At 64.7% G+C, this 17,127-nt stretch carries 14 protein-coding genes; 7 read left to right on the forward strand and 7 right to left on the reverse strand.

Going from position 1 to position 17,127, the window contains the following annotated elements:
* Nucleotides 1–54 precede the first annotated feature (54 nt).
* A complete protein-coding gene (locus HELO_RS14665; RefSeq protein WP_013333428.1) occupies nucleotides 55–981 on the forward strand; it encodes a lysine exporter LysO family protein in 927 nt (308 codons plus the stop codon).
* A gap of 81 nt (nucleotides 982–1,062) precedes the next feature.
* On the opposite strand, the gene HELO_RS14670 is transcribed toward HELO_RS14665, so the two are convergent.
* Complete coding sequence (locus HELO_RS14670; RefSeq protein ID WP_013333429.1) at nucleotides 1,063–2,598, reverse strand: carbohydrate porin; 1,536 nt, start codon at nucleotides 2,596–2,598, stop codon at nucleotides 1,063–1,065.
* Nucleotides 2,599–3,004: 406 nt separating this feature from the next.
* On the opposite strand from HELO_RS14670, the gene HELO_RS14675 reads away from it, so the two are divergent.
* From HELO_RS14675 to ugpC, 6 genes are read left to right on the forward strand one after another with little or no spacing between them, the layout of a single operon-like run.
* Entirely contained in the window at nucleotides 3,005–4,264 is a 1,260-nt protein-coding gene (locus HELO_RS14675; RefSeq protein WP_013333430.1) for an ABC transporter substrate-binding protein, read from the forward strand.
* Nucleotides 4,265–4,277: 13 nt separating this feature from the next.
* Nucleotides 4,278–5,252 carry a carbohydrate ABC transporter permease gene (locus HELO_RS14680; RefSeq protein WP_013333431.1) on the forward strand — a complete coding sequence of 325 codons (975 nt, stop codon included), beginning with the start codon at nucleotides 4,278–4,280 and terminating at the stop codon, nucleotides 5,250–5,252.
* Nucleotides 5,249–6,088 (forward strand): carbohydrate ABC transporter permease, encoded by an 840-nt coding sequence (locus HELO_RS14685; protein WP_013333432.1) that lies wholly within the window; start codon nucleotides 5,249–5,251, stop codon nucleotides 6,086–6,088. Before HELO_RS14680 ends, HELO_RS14685 begins: the two co-directional genes overlap by 4 nt.
* A gap of 23 nt (nucleotides 6,089–6,111) precedes the next feature.
* Nucleotides 6,112–7,782 carry an alpha-glucosidase family protein gene (locus HELO_RS14690; RefSeq protein WP_013333433.1) on the forward strand — a complete coding sequence of 557 codons (1,671 nt, stop codon included), beginning with the start codon at nucleotides 6,112–6,114 and terminating at the stop codon, nucleotides 7,780–7,782.
* Nucleotides 7,770–8,876, forward strand: a complete 1,107-nt coding sequence (locus HELO_RS14695; protein ID WP_013333434.1) for an ABC transporter ATP-binding protein — start codon at nucleotides 7,770–7,772, stop codon at nucleotides 8,874–8,876. The genes HELO_RS14690 and HELO_RS14695 overlap by 13 nt, the downstream gene beginning before the upstream one ends.
* Before the next feature lie 16 nt (nucleotides 8,877–8,892).
* Nucleotides 8,893–10,008: a sn-glycerol-3-phosphate ABC transporter ATP-binding protein UgpC gene (gene ugpC, locus HELO_RS14700; RefSeq protein WP_013333435.1), complete on the forward strand. Its 1,116-nt coding sequence runs from the start codon at nucleotides 8,893–8,895 to the stop codon at nucleotides 10,006–10,008.
* Between the two features lie 110 nt (nucleotides 10,009–10,118).
* Here the strand turns inward: ugpC and HELO_RS14705 are convergent, their stop codons facing one another.
* The 6 genes from HELO_RS14705 to malE form a co-directional block, all read right to left on the reverse strand.
* Nucleotides 10,119–10,643 (reverse strand): DUF1993 domain-containing protein, encoded by a 525-nt coding sequence (locus HELO_RS14705; RefSeq protein ID WP_013333436.1) that lies wholly within the window; start codon nucleotides 10,641–10,643, stop codon nucleotides 10,119–10,121.
* 55 nt (nucleotides 10,644–10,698) lie between these two features.
* The gene (locus HELO_RS14710) at nucleotides 10,699–11,607 is read right to left on the reverse strand and encodes a MalM family protein (RefSeq protein WP_013333437.1); all 909 of its coding nucleotides are present in this window, start codon (nucleotides 11,605–11,607) and stop codon (nucleotides 10,699–10,701) included.
* Between the two features lie 107 nt (nucleotides 11,608–11,714).
* Complete coding sequence (locus tag HELO_RS14715) at nucleotides 11,715–12,986, reverse strand: maltoporin (protein WP_049786305.1); 1,272 nt, start codon at nucleotides 12,984–12,986, stop codon at nucleotides 11,715–11,717.
* 208 nt (nucleotides 12,987–13,194) lie between these two features.
* Nucleotides 13,195–14,085, reverse strand: coding sequence for a maltose ABC transporter permease MalG (gene malG / locus HELO_RS14720; protein ID WP_013333439.1), 891 nt, complete (start codon nucleotides 14,083–14,085; stop codon nucleotides 13,195–13,197).
* 25 nt (nucleotides 14,086–14,110) lie between these two features.
* On the reverse strand, nucleotides 14,111–15,685 hold the full coding sequence (malF, locus tag HELO_RS14725; RefSeq protein ID WP_013333440.1) for a maltose ABC transporter permease MalF: 1,575 nt from the start codon (nucleotides 15,683–15,685) through the stop codon (nucleotides 14,111–14,113).
* A 62-nt stretch (nucleotides 15,686–15,747) separates the two neighbouring features.
* Nucleotides 15,748–16,935, reverse strand: a complete 1,188-nt coding sequence (malE, locus tag HELO_RS14730; RefSeq protein WP_013333441.1) for a maltose/maltodextrin ABC transporter substrate-binding protein MalE — start codon at nucleotides 16,933–16,935, stop codon at nucleotides 15,748–15,750.
* Between the last annotated feature and the right edge of the window lie 192 nt (nucleotides 16,936–17,127).

The raw sequence follows: 17,127 nt of genomic DNA on the forward strand, positions 1-17,127 counted from the left end.
TTTGCCGGTAGCCTGGAAGCCGGCAGCGTATCTCTCCAAGGAAGGAATGTCGCGATGTTGAGTGGCCTGTTGATCGTCCTGCTGCCCCTGGTGCTCGGCTATCTGGTGCGCGTGCGCCACCCGACGCTCATGGCCGGAATCAATCGGGGCGTGAACGTCTCCATCTACGTGATCCTGCTGCTGATGGGCATCAGCCTGGCCGGACTCGACGACCTCGGCGGCAAGCTGACGCAACTGGGCGGCCAGTCGCTGCTGCTGTGCGTGGTGATCTCGGCCTGCAACCTGGCGGCCCTGGCCTGGCTGTCACGCCGCCTGCGCCTCGAGGTCGACGCTTCCCGGGCAGTGGCTGGCGCGCCCACCAGCAAGCTGGCTGCCATGGCGGGCTCGCTGTCGTTGATCGGTGTGGTGCTGGCCGGCGTCATTTTCGGCCTGGTGGCAGGAGGAGCGCTGGGCGAGCCCCTGTTTGCCTGGGCCGAGACGCTTTCCGAATGGGTCCTCTACGCCCTGCTGGCCCTGATCGGCTGCCAGCTCAGAAACTCCGGCATGCCGCTCAGGCAGATCCTGCTCAACCGCTTCGGCCTGGCCATCGCCAGCGTCCTGGCGGCGAGCTCGCTGATCGGCGGGCTGCTGGCCGCCCCGCTGCTCGACCTGCGCTGGAACGAGGGCCTGGCGATGGCCGCCGGCTTCGGCTGGTACTCGCTGTCCGGCATCCTGATCGGCGACCAGTTGGGGCCGCTGCTCGGCGGCATCGCCTTTCTCAACGACCTGTTCCGCGAACTGCTGGCCTTCGTGCTGATTCCCCTGGTCATCCAGCGCCACGCCGCCCTGGCCATCGGCTATGGCGGCGCCACTTCCATGGACTTCACCCTCCCGGTGATCCAGCAGCACGGTGGTGTCGCCTGCGTGCCGGTGGCGGTGGTCAGCGGCTTCATCCTCTCGCTGCTTTCACCCCCGCTGATCCTCTTCCTGCTGACATTGTGAGCACGTTTTCATGCCATGAAAAAGCCCGCGCAAAGGCGGGCAAGGCATCACGACACAGGGCAAGACACAGGGAAAAGATCCTTAGAACCAGACTTCCGACTGCACGCCAAAGGCCCACTCGCTGGCCGTAAAGCCTGTGCTGCCGAAGGCGTCATTGGCGCTGTAGTCGTTGAGCTCCTCATCCCAGTCGCTCCAGGAAGCGAAGACACGCAGTTCGGGGCGCTTCCAGAAGCCGCCCACCTCAGGCTTGAAGGTCGGCGCGATGGTCAGCTTGGTGTAATCCCCTTCCACGGCATTGTTGCCGCCGAAGCCTTCGGGCGAGATATCCATCCACTGGTAGCTGCCTTCATACTGCATCTCGAAGTTTTCGGTCAGCTCGTTGGCCAGGCGAACATTGAACGTTGCCCAGTCATACTGGTCGCCCTCGACGTAACGGTCTTCGCTGGTTTCGGCCAGAATCGCCGGCGCCACACGCCACCCGGGGGCCATGTAGGTCGTGCCATAGAGGCCCAGGCGAGTGGCGGTCGCATCCTCGCTCAACCGGCCATTGGCCCCGAGGCTCTTGGTCTCGGCACCCAGCCCCCGACCATGCATCACTGCTGCCTTGAAGTTGCCGTCATTCAGGCCGAAGAAGCTGTCACCATGGTAAGCCACCATGGTGTGTACGCCGTGATCCGCGGCGCTGATGTTGCCTTCGGTCCGACGCTTATCGTTGTCGGTGGCACTCATGCCGTTGAGCATCCACTGCCAGTTACCGAAGTAGTTATTGGAGGTGAGAATCAGGTTGTCGGTACTGCCGGAATCCTCGGCCGGATTATGGCTATCGACCGGGAAATCGCTGAAGCTGCGACCATAGATGGAAAGGTTCGATTTCCAGTTATCGGCAAACTGCATGTCATAGATACCGCCGCCGGTACCGGCCAGGAAAATGAAATCGCTATCGAGCCAGTGAATATCGAAGTTGTCACGGTCGAAGCGCTTCCCCGCCCAGATGGAGGCGTTCTCGAAGGCACCGGTAAAGCTCGGCAGATCGCTGAACTCGGCATAGACCTGGCGCACATTGAGACTCGACTCGTCAGCCGTCCAGTCATTACTGGTGGTGACGCCATCGGCGATCATGGTGGTGTACTTCGCCCTGGCGCCGTTATCGAAGCGCATCCTGTAGTTGAAAACCGCCTCGGCATAGGTATCCGGCTCGTTGCCCAGGCGCCCCACGGCACCACCCTGCTGCCCGGCAGGCGTCAAGTAGGGCCCGCCCTCGGTGCTCTTGCCATCTCCACCGATCAGCAGGCCGGAGCGTGCATAGACGTTGAAGGAAAAGCCTTCTTCACCATTGGCATGGCGCTCCACCTTGGCAAGACGCGACTCGATGTCCTGACCGACAGGCCGAGAGTCGTCGGCCTGCTCCCGGGCCATTTCCCGTTCAGCCTTTTCGGCCCGCCTTTCCGCGGCGGCGGCACGCTGCTCGGCGGCCACAATCCGTTGCTCCAGTTCGGCCAGACGCGCCTCGAGATCACTGTCCGCTTGAGCGTTCGCCAGCGAGCTGGCCGTCATGGCAGCGGCGGCAACCGCCAGGACAAGAGGGGACTTACGCAGGCGTTGGGTCGCAAATGTCATCTCATTCAAAGCCTTTGTTGTTGTCACGGGAAGAGACCAACCGGCGACGTCTGTCGCGCACCCCAGTGCCTGGGAGGCACATCAGTGGAACACCGATCTTAATCGATTAAGACGATACCCTCGTTGTGGCCAGTTCCTAAATACCACCTATGTCTAATCACCTTGCCGACTTCTCTATAAAAACAATTACTTTCAAACAGTTATAGAGAAAATCGCTGTATGCCCCGGCGTATTGGAAGGGCCACCACTACGACAAAAGTTCATATTGCAGAACCCTGGTTTCATCGCTTAACTGATGGCAAGTCTTAATCGTTTAAGATGATCAATTCATCACGCCGAATTCGATGACGCCTTGGACGCCACCAACGTCGAAGCCGCACAACAAGAAATTCTCCCGAGGAGCGCTATGAACAGCAAATGGATTCCCGCCATCGCCCTGGCTGGCTTGGCTGCCCAGACAGCTCACGCAGAACAACTGACCATTTCCTGTGGCGCCGTAGGGGCCGAGCTGCAGCTCTGCGAGCAGGGCGTCGAAGCCTGGGAAGAGCAAACCGGCCATACGGTCGAGATCGTTTCCACGCCCAATTCTTCCACCGAGCGACTGTCGTTCTATCAGCAGATCCTCTCGGCTCAGTCGGGTGATATCGATGTCATGCAGATCGACGTGGTATGGCCCGGCCTGCTGGCCAATCACCTGCTCGACCTGAACGAGACCCTGGGCGAGCAGGCCGCCGACGGTCATTTCGAGGCCATCGTCGCCAACAACACCGTGGACGGGCGCCTGGTCGCCATGCCCTGGTTCACCGACGCCGGCGTGCTCTACTACCGCCAGGACCTGCTCGACGAGTACGGCTTCGAGCCGCCGGAAACCTGGCGCGAGATGACCGAAATCGCCCGTGAGATCAAGGCCGGGGAGCGCGCAGCCGGCGACGACGACTTCTGGGGCTACGTCTTCCAGGGGCGTGCCTACGAGGGCCTGACCTGCAACGCCCTTGAGTGGATCGCCGGCAGCGGCGGCGGCACCATCGTCGATGCCGAGGGCGAGATCACCATCGACAACCCCGAAGCGGCCGAGGCGCTGGACCTCGCCGCCTCCTGGATCGGCGACATCTCCCCGAATGGCGTGCTCAACTATACCGAGGAAGAGGCCCGGGGCGTCTTCCAGTCCGGCAACGCGGTCTTCATGCGCAACTGGCCCTATGCCTGGGCACTGGCCCAGAGCGAGGCCAGCGAAGTACGCGGCAAGGTCGGCGTGGTGGCCCTGCCGCACGGCGAGGGCGACAGCAGCGCCGCAACGCTGGGTGGCTGGAACCTGGCCGTTTCACGCTATTCGGAGAATCCGGACCTGGCCGCTGACCTGGTCGCCTTCCTGACCTCCGAGAAGGAACAGAAGCGCCGCGCCATCGAGGCATCCTACAATCCGACCCTCGCCACCCTGTACAAGGACGAGGAAGTCCTCGAGGCAGTGCCCTTCTTCGGCACCCTCTACCCCGCCTTCACCAACGCCGTGGCACGGCCGTCGTCACCGACCGGCGACAAGTACGGTCGAGTGAGCAACGCTTTCTTCAATGCCGTGCACAACGTGCTGTCCGGCAACCAGAGCGGGGCCGAAGCGGTATCGCAGCTGGATAGCGAACTCTCGCGCCTCAAGCGTCGCCGCTGGTAAGCCTGGAGGTCACATGTCTCATCCCGTCGCCGAGCGCGCCCCCCACAGCGGGGGCGCCGCCAAGTCCGGCCATCGCGGCACCAAGGTGCGCCGCCAGCGAGTACGCGCGGCCTGGCTGTTCCTGGCGCCCATGCTGGTGACCCTGGCCATGGTGGCCGGCTGGCCGCTGCTGCGCACCTTCTACTTCAGCTTCACCGATGCCTCCCTGGCCGATACCGGCCGGGCGGCGCTGATCGGTTTCGAAAACTACCTGGTCTACGACGACGGCGCCTGGTACGGCCTGCTCACCGATCCCGTCTGGTGGACCTCGGTCTGGAACACCGTGTTCTTCAGCGTGACCTCGGTATCGCTGGAGGTGGTCTTCGGGGTCATCGTCGCCCTGCTGCTCAATGCCGAATTCCGGGGACGCATGCTGGTGCGCGCCGCCGTGCTGATTCCCTGGGCGATTCCGACCATCGTCTCGGCGAAGATGTGGGCCTGGATGCTCAACGACCAGTTCGGAATCATCAACCACCTGTTGATGATGCTGGGCATCATCGACGCTCCCCTGGCTTGGACCGCCGACGCCGACCTCTCGATGTGGGCGGTGATCATGGTCGATGTCTGGAAGACCATTCCCTTTGTCGCCCTGCTGGTATTGGCTGCCCTGCAGATGCTGCCGAGCGACTGCTACGAAGCCGCCGAGGTCGACGGCATCCACCCGGTCAAGGTGTTCTTTCGCGTCACCCTGCCGCTGATCACGCCGGCCCTGATGGTCGCGGTGATCTTCCGCCTGCTCGATGCCCTGCGCGTGTTCGACGTGATCTACGTGCTGACCTCCAACTCGACCAACACCATGACCATGTCGATCTACGCCCGACAGCAGCTCGTCGAGTTCCAGGACGTCGGTTACGGCAGCGCCGCCTCGACGCTGCTGTTCCTGATCATCGCCCTGATCACGGTGCTCTACCTCTACCTGGGCCGCCGCCAACTGGGAGTCGACCAATGAACCGGACCGTACTCCGACTGCTCAAGCGCCTCGGCTTCTATGCGCTGATCGCCGTGGTGCTGTTCTACGCCATCTTTCCTTTCTACTACGCCGTGATCACCTCGCTGAAACCCTCCAGCGAGCTGTTCCGCGTGGATTTCTGGCCGTCATCCTTCGATCTGGTCAATTACGCCCGGATCCTCGGCGAGAAGAGCTTCGTGCGCGCCATCCTCAACTCCATCCTGGTGTCGTTCAGCGTGGTCTTCATCGCCCTGCTGCTGGGCCTGACGGCCTCCTATGCACTGGGTCGCGTGCGCTTCCGGGGCCGTACTTCGGTGCTGCTGATCATCCTGGGCGTCTCGATGTTTCCCCAAGTGGCGGTACTCTCGGGGCTGTTCGAGGTGATCCGCGTCCTCGACCTCTACAACAACCCCGCTGGCCTGGTGCTCAGCTACACCATCTTCACCCTGCCCTTCACGGTCTGGGTACTGACGACCTTCATGCGCCAGCTTCCCCAGGAACTGGAAGAAGCCGCCATCATGGACGGCGCCACGCCCTGGATCACCCTCACTCGCGTTTTCCTGCCGTTGATGTGGCCGGCCATGGCGACGACAGGGCTGCTGGCCTTCATCGCCGCCTGGAACGAGTTTCTGTTCGCCCTGACGTTCACGCTCACCGACGACCAGCGCACCGTTCCGGTGGCCATCGCCCTGATCTCCGGAGGCAGTCAGCACGAACTGCCCTGGGGCCCGATCATGGCCGCCTCGGTCACCGTCACCGTGCCGCTGGTGGTGCTGGTGATGATCTTCCAGCGGCGCATTGTTTCGGGGCTCACCGCCGGCGCGGTCAAGGGCTGAATCTCTTTAGTAAGGAATACAAGATGCAGGACAACACCTTCTGGTGGCACGGCGGCGTGATCTATCAGATCTATCCCCGCAGTTTCATGGATGCCAGCGGCAACGGCATCGGCGACCTGGCCGGTATCACCACCAAGCTGGAGTACGTGGCGAGCCTGGGCGTCGACGGCATCTGGCTGTCGCCCTTCTTCACCTCGCCGATGAAGGACTTCGGTTACGATGTCAGCGACTATCGCGACGTCGATCCGATGTTCGGCACCCTGGACGACTTCGCCGACCTGGTGGAGCGCGCCCACAGGCTGGGACTCAAGGTGATCATCGACCAGGTACTCAGCCACTCCTCGGACCGCCACCCCTGGTTCCGGGAGAGCCGCTGGGACCGCGACAATGCCCGGGCCGACTGGTATGTCTGGGCCGATCCCAAACCCGATGGCACACCGCCCAACAACTGGCTGTCGATCTTCGGCGGTCCGGCCTGGACCTTCGAGCCACGGCGCCGCCAGTACTACCTGCACAACTTCCTGGCCAGCCAGCCGGACCTCAACTTCCACAACCCGGAAGTGCGACAGGCACAGCTCGACAACATGCGCTTCTGGCTGGACCTGGGCGTCGACGGCTTCCGCCTGGACACCGTGAACTTCTACTTCCACGACACCGCCCTGCGCGACAATCCGCCGGTGCCGGAAGGAGCGCCCAAGACCCTGGGCGCCCCGGACAGCAATCCCTACACCTGGCAGCGCCACCTGTACGATATCAGTCGCCCCGAGAATCTCGACTTCCTGCGCGAACTGCGCGCTCTGATGGACGAGTATCCCGGCACCACCACGGTGGGCGAAATCGGTGACGACACCCCGCTCGAGCGCATGGCGGAGTACACCGAGGGGGGCGACAAGCTGCACATGGCCTACACCTTCGACCTGCTCAACGAGCCGCACTCGGCGGCCTATATCCGCGAGGTGATCGAGCGTTTCCAGAAGTTGGCCGGCGATGCCTGGCCATGCTGGGCGCTCTCCAACCATGACGTCGTGCGCAGTGCCAGCCGCTGGGGCGGGTCCGAGGACCCGGATGCCTATCCGCGGGTGGCCCTGGCGCTGTTGTTTGCGCTACGCGGCAGCGTCTGTCTCTACCAGGGCGAGGAACTGGGACTGCCGGAGGCCGACGTGCCCTTCGAGCGCATCCAGGACCCTTACGGCAAGGTGCTGTGGCCGGAATTCAAGGGGCGCGACGGTGCCCGCACGCCCATGCCCTGGCGTTCCGCCGAGTTCGGCGGCTTCTCGACGACCGAGCCCTGGCTGCCGCTGGACAGGCGCCACCTGCCGCTGGCCGTGGAGGAGCAGGAGCGCGACCCTGGCTCCACGCTCAACGCCGTACGACGCCTGTTGAGCTTCCGGCGCCGTCATCCCGCCCTGCGCGACGGCGACCTCGAGCTGATCGATGTGGGCGAAACGCTGCTCGGCTTCATCCGGCAACATCGCGACGAGCGCCTGTTGTGCGTGTTCAACCTGACCGGCGAGACGCAACGTGCACGACTGCCGGCCACGGGACGCCCCCTCGACGATCATGGATTCAGCGCCGCGCTGGACGGCGAGACCCTGACGCTGCCGCCCTACCAGGCCGCTTTCCTGCACCTCGATTCATCCCCCCAGACAGCCGGAAACACAAACCGGCAGGGAGTCGCCACATGGCAAGCGTGACCCTCGACAAGCTCAACAAGGTCTTCGGCAACACCCATATCATCAAGGACGTCGACCTGACGATCGGCGACGGCGAGTTCGTGGTCTTCGTCGGCCCTTCCGGTTGCGGCAAGTCGACGCTGCTGCGCTTGATCGCCGGTCTCGAATCGATCACCGACGGCGAGCTGTCCATCGGCGAGCACGTCGTCAACGACCTGCCGCCCCGCGAGCGCGGCGTGGGCATGGTGTTCCAGTCCTACGCCCTCTACCCGCACATGACGGTCTACGACAACATGGCCTTCGGGCTCAAGCTGGCCAAGGCCGATAACCAGACCGTCGAGCAACGCGTCATGGAGACCGCTCGAACCCTGCAACTCGAGACACTGCTCAAGCGCAAGCCCAAGGAACTCTCGGGCGGCCAGCGGCAGCGGGTCGCGATGGGCCGTGCCATGGCGCGCAACCCGCAGATCCTGCTGTTCGACGAGCCGTTGTCCAACCTCGATGCCTCGCTGCGCGTCCAGATGCGCAACGAGATCGCCCAGCTCCACCACCGGCGCGGTTCCACCGTCGTCTACGTCACCCACGACCAGGTCGAGGCCATGACCCTGGCCGACAAGATCGTGGTGCTCCGGGACGGGCGCATCGAGCAGGTCGGCAGTCCACAGACGCTCTACCAGCGACCGGCGACACGCTTCGTCGCCGGCTTCATCGGTTCGCCGACCATGAACTTCCTGCCCGCCGAGTTGTGCACCTCGAATCGCGATGGCTGCAGGGTGACGGTCGCCGGCATCGGCGAACTCGAGCTGCGCCAGGAGGCCGACGAGTCGGCGCCCGGGCAACGGCTGACCCTGGGCATACGCCCCGAACACCTGAGGCTCGATACCGCCGAGGGCGACAACCGCTTCACGATCGTCAATGTCGAGTACCTGGGCAACGAGGTCTATGTCTATCTCGAGCCACGGGAAGGCGACACCCTGCTGATCCACCGCAGCGAAGCGCCCAGCGACTGGCAGGTCGGCCAGGACGTCGCCCTGCGCGTCGATGTCGAGCATGCTCACCTGTTCGACGCCTCCGACCGGGCACTGGCCATCGCCACGCAGCGCCACGCTGCCTGACAGGGAGACATCACCAATGGGACACCTGACACTCACCGGCATCGGCAAGGACTACGACGGCGTCGAAGTCTCGCGAGACATCGACCTGAGCATCGAGGATGGCGAATTCGTGGTCTTCGTCGGCCCCTCCGGCTGCGGCAAGTCGACGCTGCTGCGCATGATCGCCGGCCTGGAAGAGATCAGCCGGGGCGAGATGTGCCTGGACGGCGAGCGTCTCAACGAGACGCCGCCCCAGGAGCGCGATATCGGCATGGTCTTCCAGTCCTACGCGCTCTATCCCCACATGACGGTGGCGGAAAACATGGCCTTCGGACTGAAGCTCGCCCACGCCGACAAGGCCGAGATCAAGCAACGGGTCGAGGCCGCCGCCCACACCCTGCAGCTATCGCCACTGCTGGATCGCCGCCCCAAGGCACTGTCCGGCGGCCAGCGCCAGCGGGTGGCCATCGGCCGCACCCTGGTCAAGCAGCCCCGGGTATTCCTGTTCGATGAGCCGCTGTCCAACCTCGACGCCTCGCTGCGCGTCGAGATGCGCGTACAGCTCGCCGAACTGCATCGCCGGCTCGGCGCCACCATGGTCTACGTCACCCACGACCAGGTCGAGGCCATGACCCTGGCGGACCGGATCGTCCTGCTCAGCAGCGGTCGCATCGCCCAGGTCGGCGCACCGCTGACGCTCTATCACTTCCCCGAGAGCCTGGAAGTCGCCGCCTTCATCGGCTCGCCTCGCATCAACACCCTGCCGGTCACGGTCATCGATCCCGGCAAGCGGCGCACCGGCGTGCGACTGCCCAACGGCGAGACACTGCCCGTGGCGGTGGATGGTTCGCGCCTGACGGCGGGCGACACGGCCACCCTGGGCATTCGTGCCGAGGATTTCGTCACGCCGGATACGGCCGATGCCCTGCTGCAAGGTCGCCTGGGCGTCGCCGAACGGCTCGGCTACGAGACCCTCGCCCACATCGACGTGGACGGCGTCGAAGGCACCGTGACCCAACGTCTCGACCGCCTGGCGTGCCTCGAGCCCCGACAAGCCCTGACGCTGGGTCTGTCCGGCGAGCAGTGCCATCTGTTCGATGCCGAGGGGCAGGCCTGTCCCCGCCAGGTGGAGATCCCCGGCATCGCCCGATGACGCGAGCCGCCCCGGTGCGCTCTGCACCGGGGCCTGCCGGGTGCCTGGCGGGCCTGACACCGAGCGACTGCTGATCCGGCTTCTCGTCACGATCGGCCAGGCCCGTCAGGTTACTGGAGAAAGGAGAAGCCGGGCGGATACCGGTGATAGCCATCGAAATCCTCCTTGCCCAGCGGAACGCCCTCCGCCCTGGCGATGGCATAGACCATCGACAGGTGGAAGAAGAAGTTCGGCAGGGCGAAGGCCTGGATGTATTCGTCCATGGGCAGGGAGATGGCCGCGTGTCCCGCCGTGTCTTCGCCCGGCGGCGAGTCCACGGGATCCCGGGGAATGGAAAGCGTCAGGATGAACTCACGGCTGCGATCGAGCTGCTCCCGAACGCTGGCGTAGCGATTGACCTGGCCATCGCCTCGGTCGTCGCCGGCGTCGAAACAGACCTCCGGGACCCTGGCCAGCCGGCAGCAGGCGCGGAGCGCGAAGTTTGCCGCGATCCTGGCCTGGGTGTGCAAGGGGAACATATCCGGCGCCAGGCTGGCCTGCAGAATGCCGTGTTCCGCTGTATCGTGTCGCTCGATCTTCTCCATGAGCGCCGTCAGGCGCTCCAGGTAGTGAACCAGGGTGTCCTGCACCGTCACGGTTATCCCTCCTCTCCCTCGTCGCGTCTCTTCCCGCCAGCGCCGACGGTGGCCGTCAGCGCCGCTCCAGGCGTTCCGCCAGCCAACGCCGGGTGCCCGATTCCCCGGCACGTTCGGCATGCTCGGCCAGTGTCATCGCCAGCTCCAGGTCACCGCTATCCAGGGCGGCCCGGATCATGCGTCGCCAGTCGAGAGGTGCCGACTCGACCGGCTCGTGCTCAGGAGGTGGCTCGCTCGTCGGTACCGCCTCGGCGCCACCGCTGCCCAGCAGCGGCTTTAGCAGACCATCGCTCTCGCCCAGCGGCCTCACCCGCAGCGATACCTCGCCACTGGCCAGGTGCGGCGCCACCGGATCGACCACCGCCGGCTCGGCGAGATGACGTGCCCGGGCCTGGGCTCGTGCCGGGTGCAACAGTTCGCTTTCCGCGGCCCGAGCGGCATCGGATGTCAGGACCACCAGCCGGTCGGCCCTGGCCGAGGGCGTGATACCGAAGCTCAGGTGAAGGCGGTCGTCGTTCAGGCCCCGTGCCGGCTGGTAGGTGAATTTCCGCCAGTCGAAGCGGCGCTGTATCGCGCCCGTCTCGTCGAGGATCAACACCAGGGGCGCGAACAGCGACAGATGCCCCTGATCGTCGCGCCGCACACGGCTGATCAGTTCCAGGCGCAGCGGCCCCATGCCGCGCGGCAGCTCCATGGCGTGAAAGGGGCTGGGACCGGTATCGAAGCGGTGAACCGGCGTCTCGGGGCCAAAGCGTAAGGTCCGCTCGTCATGGCCGGCCAGCGGCGATAACGGCAGGGAATCGAGCCCTCGACAGCAATCGCTGGCACTCTCGAGCCAGGCCTCGTCGGGCCGGTGCTCGGTGGCCGAAGGCGTCGTGGCGCAGCCGCCGAGCAGCAGCGCTCCCAGGGCGCCTGCCAGGGCGAGACGGCGCCTGGCCGCTCTGTGGGAAACTTCGATGGACATGTCATGACCTCGTGGGGTGGCAAGAAAGCAGTGACAAGGAAAAATGCCGGTGCCCCAGGGCACCGGCCAACGATCAGCAAGCTGTCATCTCACGCCATGCGTGAGGCTTACCACCAGGCCTCGGCCTGCAGCCCCACGGTCACGCCGTCGTCCTCGCCCATGTCGATGGACTCGCTGGCAGCGTTGTAGACATCGCCATCCCAGTTGGCATAAGTCACGAAAGCGCGCAGCACCGGACGCGCGAAGGCACCGCGTCCCGCCGACCACTGCTGGGCCAGGGTCAGTTTGGTCAGGTCGGCGGTTTCCATGCCGTCATTCTGAGGGTCGATACGGTCGTAGCCGAGTTCCAGCGCCGTGCTCTGGGTGTCGGTCCAGTAATAGGTCGGTCGAACGCCGGCCGACAGCCAGGTCTGCCCCTGGCCATTGTCCAGGTCCCGGTCCTCGTAGATGGCGGCATAGAGCATGTCGATATCCGGTGTCAGGTTGACCTGACCGTGATCGAGCACGCGAATCATGTCGCCCTCCGGCGTGGTCGACGCCGTGTTGGTACGACCGGAACCGCCGATGATGCCGTCGGTGGCATACTGCACCGCGAACTTGTTGTAGCCACCGAACCAATCGCCCTGGGTATGCTGCAAGGTCACCATGTGCCCCTTCTCGGGATCGATGCCGGCGCGGTCCTGGGCATCGGTGAGCGTCGCCGCGCCATAGTCGTAGCCGATCTCGAGGCTACCACCTGGATTGGTCGCGATGTCCGCCAGGCGAATGTCGAGGGTGTTGTTGGCGAGGTTCTGGCGCCCATCGGGGAACTCGGTGTCCTCGCTGGTGTTGCGCAACCAGGCCAGGCTCAACTTGCCGAAGCCCAGGTCGATGTTCTCGATACCGCCACCGGGCCCCGAGAGGTCCCAGTAGTAGTAGTCGTTCATGTGGATGTCGTGACGCTGGTAGAAGCGCTTGCCGGCCCAGAGGGTCGCGTTGGGCAGCGCCTCGATCACCCCGGTCGCCTGGACGTTGAGCTGGCGCAGCGCAATGGTGTTGCCATCGTCGCTTTCGCTGTCCAGGCCCTCGAAGTCGTTGCCCTGCTCGTTGACATAGGCCACCAGGCTGTCGAAATAGAAGGTCTTGCCGTCCTTCTCGTAGAGCGTCGAGCCCAGGCCCAGCTCGGCGTAGGTCTCGCACTCGTTGCCGAGGCGGTACTTGGCCGGCGCGCCGGCTGCCTGGAAGCACGCCTGGTCGCCACCGCCGGTGGTCGAGCCGATTCCCGAGCGACCGTAGCCGTGGAAGTCGACGTCGGCGGCCTGTGCAGCCCCGGTCGCCCCCAGGGCGATGGCGGCGGTCAGGGTGGAGAGCGTAAAGCGTCGTGTCCTGAGTGAGGTCATGATGATCCCTTTATTGTTGTGCATGGCAAAGCCGGGCTTGAAACCCATGCGCTCTTGAAGCCCGGTCGGGCGTTAGCGGCGACAGCTCCCTGACGGGATGCCGCCGTGATGTCACTGTGTCGGAAAGGAGGCGCCCTGTTGTCCTCCCCGCCCCATGGATGAGGGGCGGGGGAACGGGGCGTAGGCGACAATACGCGGAGGAGGAGTGTCAGCCCTTCACGCCGCCGGCGGTCAGGCCGCCGACGATCCAGCGCTGACAGAGCAGGAACACCAGGGTAATGGGCAGGCCGGAGAGCACCGCCGCCGCCGCAAAGTCCCCCCAGCGCTGGTTATGCTCGGCGAGATACTGCTGGGCGCCCACCGCCAGCGTCAGCTTGTCCTCGTCGAGCAGCAGCACCGAGGCCATGGGATACTCCATGATCGACATGATGAAGGCGAGGATGAACACCACCATCAAAATCGGCACCGACAGCGGCAGCAGAATGTGCCGGAACGCCTGCCAGGTGCTCGCCCCATCGATCATGGCGGCTTCCTCCAGGGAGCCGTCGATGGATTCGAAGTAGCCCTTGATGGTCCAGATATGCAGGGCCACCGCGCCGAGCGAGGCGAGAATCAGCGAGCCATGGGAGTTGATGCCGAGCCAGGGCACCAGTTGGCCGAGCCGGTCGAACAGCGCATAGAGCGCCACCAGCGACAGCACCGGCGGGAACATCTGGAAAATCAGCATCCCCTTGAGCAGCCCCGCCTTGCCGCGAAAGCGCATACGGGCGAAGGCATAGGCGCTGGTAGTGGCGAGCAACAGGATCAGCACCGAGGACACCGCCGCCACCTTGACCGAATTCCAGAGCCACAGGAGCACCGGAAACGGTGGCTGTACGACGCTGCCATCGGCGCGCTCCCAGGGAATCCCCAGCGCCAGCGACCAGTGCTCCAGGGAAAAGCGTTCGGGAATCAGGTTGCCGGTGGCGAAATTGCCCTCGCGAAAGGAGATCGAGATCACCAGCAGCAAGGGAAATGCCACCAGGGCGACGACGCCCAGCAGGGCGAGATGCGCGGCCAGCTTGCGCGCACGGATGGAACGCGGTTGAACCATGGCCATGGAAGAATCCTCCTGGAATCCGGACCTACACCTCGACCCGGGAGAGCCGCAGGTTGAGCAACGACAATCCCATCACCAGCAGGAAGATCAGAGTGGCGATGGCCGCTGCCAGCCCAAAGTCCTGCCCGGCATCCTGGAAGGCGATGCGATAGGTGTAGCTGACCAGCAGATCGGTGGTGCCTGCCGGCGTACTCGCCCCGAGAATGTCCGGGCTGCCGCCGGTGAGCAGGGTGATCAGCACGAAATTGTTGAAGTTGAAGGCGAAGGCAGCGATCAGCAGCGGTGTCAGCGGCTTGATGATCAGCGGCAGGGTGATCCGGAACATGTTGGTCAGGGGGCCCCCGCCATCCACCGCCGAGGCCTCGTAAAGATCACGCGGCACCGACTGCAAGAGCCCCATGCACAACAGCAGCATGTAGGGATACCCCAGCCAGGTATTGACGATCAGCAGCATGGTCCTGGCCATGGCCGGATCGGTGAACCAGTTAGGGCGGATGCCGAACAGCCCTTCGAGGATCAGGTTTATCTCGCCGTAGGACTGGTTGAACATGCCCTTGAAGATCAGGATCGAGATGAAGGCCGGCACGGCATAGGGCAGGATCAGCAGCGTGCGATACACGGCCTTGCCCCGCAGTTGCTCCCACTGCAGCAACGAGGCCAGCACGAAGCCCACCGCCAGGGTGAAGAGCACCGTGAGACCGGCGAAGACGAAGGTCCAGACGAAGATGGCCAGGAAGGGGCCCCGCACGTCGGGATCCAGCAGCACGCGTGCGTAATTGTCCAGCCCCACCGCCACCGGCCAGCCCGGCGTCAGGCGTTCGCCCTCCCCGTCGACGAAGAAACCATGCTCGCGATCCGGCGTCAGTCGAGTCCCGTCACGTAGATCGGTGAGGCTGCCATCGGGGTTTTCCGTGTAGCGCGGCAGAATCGGCGCGAAGTGCCGCAAACCGGCCATGCGCAGCTCGACGCCCTCGGGAGTGGTCAGTACCAGTCGCTGGAGGCGCTCGCGCTCGGCGATCACCTCGCGCATGCCCAGGACCTCTCCAGCAGGTGGCGACTGGGCGGGATGCACCGCCAGGGAGCCGCCCGACTCGCTGTCGACCAGGGGCTCGGATATCAGGCGCGACGCCCCGATACTCGTCTCCTCCCCCTGGGCCTCGAGATAGAGCCAAACACGCTCGCCTTCGCGGTAAAGCCGGAAATCGAAGGCGCTGCCCTCGGCCTGATAGGTACGCTCGAGAAACTGGGCACGCACCCGCTCCTCACTGAGCAGGTTGCTCGAACTGTAGTTGCTGAAGCTGATGCCGACGGTATACAGCAGTGGAAAGATCACGAAGACGCCCATGCCGGCCAGTGCCGGAAAGACGTAGCGATGACTCATCAGCTCGCGCCTGCCGAACACTACCGCCAGGGAAGCCCCCAGCACCAGGAACAGCAACGCGAACATCCACTGCCCCCGCAGGTGGAACGCCACCACCAGCCACAGCAAGGACACCACCAGCGCCGCCACCAGGGCACGGGAAATCCAACGGCGATAGCGCTCGGCAAGAGAGCGGGAACGATGGCGCGGCAGGCCGCGTGAAGCATTGGTCGTGAACATGGCCGGTCACCTGCCGCCCGCGACCGGACCGGAGCCAGGACGCGGGCGAACGTTGGGAAGGATCACTGAATCGAGGTACGCATGCGCTCGGCGGCAGCATCGAGCGCGGCCTGTGGTGCCTGGCGGCCACTGCCGATGTTCTGCAGCGCCGGCTCCATGGCCGACCAGAAGGCCCCCATCTCGGGAATGTTGGGCATGGGGTCGCCGATCTCGGCGTTGGCCAGGGTGGCCGCGATATTGGGGTTCTCGCCCAGTTCCGCCTGATAGGCCCGATGCGCCACCGCGCCCAGCGAACCGTCGCTGTTGAAGGTCCGCAGCCCTTCTTCATCGAGCAGGTAGCCCTCGAGGAATTCGGTGGCCAGGAAATCGTTGGGCGAAGCGGCATTGATCATGGCCGCGGTCACCCCGAACAGCGGCTTCGCCCTTTTCTCCCCCACCTTGGGCAGCGGCGCCACGCCGAAGTCGATGCCGCTCTTTTCCAGGTTGCTCCAGGCCCAGGGGCCGCTGATCATGGTCGCCACCTCGCCACGATTGAAGCGCGAGGCCATGACGTTGTAGTCGGTTCCCTCGGGCAGCACGCCGGAGTCGATCAGCTCGCGCAGGCGTTGCGCACCCTCCACGGCCCCGGCATTGTTGACGCCGATGTCGCCGACGTCATATCCCTCGGCGGTCCGCTTGTAAGGATAACCACCATTGGCGGCCAGCAGGGGCCAGCCGTAATAGGGTTCGCCGTAGTCGAACAGGATCGCCTTCTTGCCCTCCTCGCTCAGTTCGGCGTCGAGCTCGGCCAGGGCCTCGAAACTTTCCGGCGGTGTCTGGACGATATCCTTGTTGTAGATCAGGCCCAGCGACTCCACCGAAATGGGATAACCGTAGGTTTCGCCATTCCAGACCATCGCGTCCCAGGTGAAATCGAAGTAGCGCTCGCGATACTCCGTCGACGGCGACATCGTCTTGATCAACCCGCTCTGGGCCCATTCGCCCATGCGATCATGAGCCCAGATGACGATATCCGGCCCCTTGCCGCTGCCGGCGGCCTGCTGGAAGCGATCGGTGAGGTTGTCGGGATTGACGATCTCGACGTCGATGCCCGTCTCCTGCGTGAAGCGCTCGGCCACCTCGCGGATGCCTTCCGGCCCCTTGTTGTCCCCCATCCAGATCGTCAGGGAGTCGTCCTCGAAGGCCAGTGCCGGCGATCCCCCCAGGGCGATCGCCGCCAGGCAGGCCGGCAGTGCGTAGCGTCGTGTCATGGCATGGATCCTCTTGTTATGGTCTCGCAGGTACCGCTCGCGCCATGGACCGGTACCGCGTCGCCCAAGACTCCACCATCCTCGCCACGACGTGCTCATCCCGCAGGCCCGCGAAGGTGGCGTAGCCCAGGGGCGTAGAAGGACCATGCCGGGCGGCTCGCCATGACAGTGCCCGGGCCAGGCGTCTACCAC

The sequence above is a fragment of the Halomonas elongata DSM 2581 genome, assembly GCF_000196875.2.
Taxonomy (GTDB): domain Bacteria; phylum Pseudomonadota; class Gammaproteobacteria; order Pseudomonadales; family Halomonadaceae; genus Halomonas; species Halomonas elongata.

Bases quoted from the DNA above. Each gene is read 5' to 3' on its own strand.
- malG (WP_013333439.1), bottom strand. From the start codon at position 14,085: ATGGCCATGGTTCAACCGCGTTCCATCCGTGCGCGCAAGCTGGCCGCG.
- ugpC (WP_013333435.1), top strand. From the start codon at position 8,893: ATGGGACACCTGACACTCACCGGCATCGGCAAGGACTACGACGGCGTC.
- HELO_RS14695 (WP_013333434.1), top strand. From the start codon at position 7,770: ATGGCAAGCGTGACCCTCGACAAGCTCAACAAGGTCTTCGGCAACACC.
- malF (WP_013333440.1), bottom strand. From the start codon at position 15,685: ATGTTCACGACCAATGCTTCACGCGGCCTGCCGCGCCATCGTTCCCGC.
- HELO_RS14690 (WP_013333433.1), top strand. From the start codon at position 6,112: ATGCAGGACAACACCTTCTGGTGGCACGGCGGCGTGATCTATCAGATC.
- HELO_RS14685 (WP_013333432.1), top strand. From the start codon at position 5,249: ATGAACCGGACCGTACTCCGACTGCTCAAGCGCCTCGGCTTCTATGCG.
- HELO_RS14680 (WP_013333431.1), top strand. From the start codon at position 4,278: ATGTCTCATCCCGTCGCCGAGCGCGCCCCCCACAGCGGGGGCGCCGCC.
- HELO_RS14675 (WP_013333430.1), top strand. From the start codon at position 3,005: ATGAACAGCAAATGGATTCCCGCCATCGCCCTGGCTGGCTTGGCTGCC.
- HELO_RS14665 (WP_013333428.1), top strand. From the start codon at position 55: ATGTTGAGTGGCCTGTTGATCGTCCTGCTGCCCCTGGTGCTCGGCTAT.
- HELO_RS14715 (WP_049786305.1), bottom strand. From the start codon at position 12,986: ATGACCTCACTCAGGACACGACGCTTTACGCTCTCCACCCTGACCGCC.
- HELO_RS14670 (WP_013333429.1), bottom strand. From the start codon at position 2,598: ATGACATTTGCGACCCAACGCCTGCGTAAGTCCCCTCTTGTCCTGGCG.
- HELO_RS14710 (WP_013333437.1), bottom strand. From the start codon at position 11,607: ATGTCCATCGAAGTTTCCCACAGAGCGGCCAGGCGCCGTCTCGCCCTG.
- malE (WP_013333441.1), bottom strand. From the start codon at position 16,935: ATGACACGACGCTACGCACTGCCGGCCTGCCTGGCGGCGATCGCCCTG.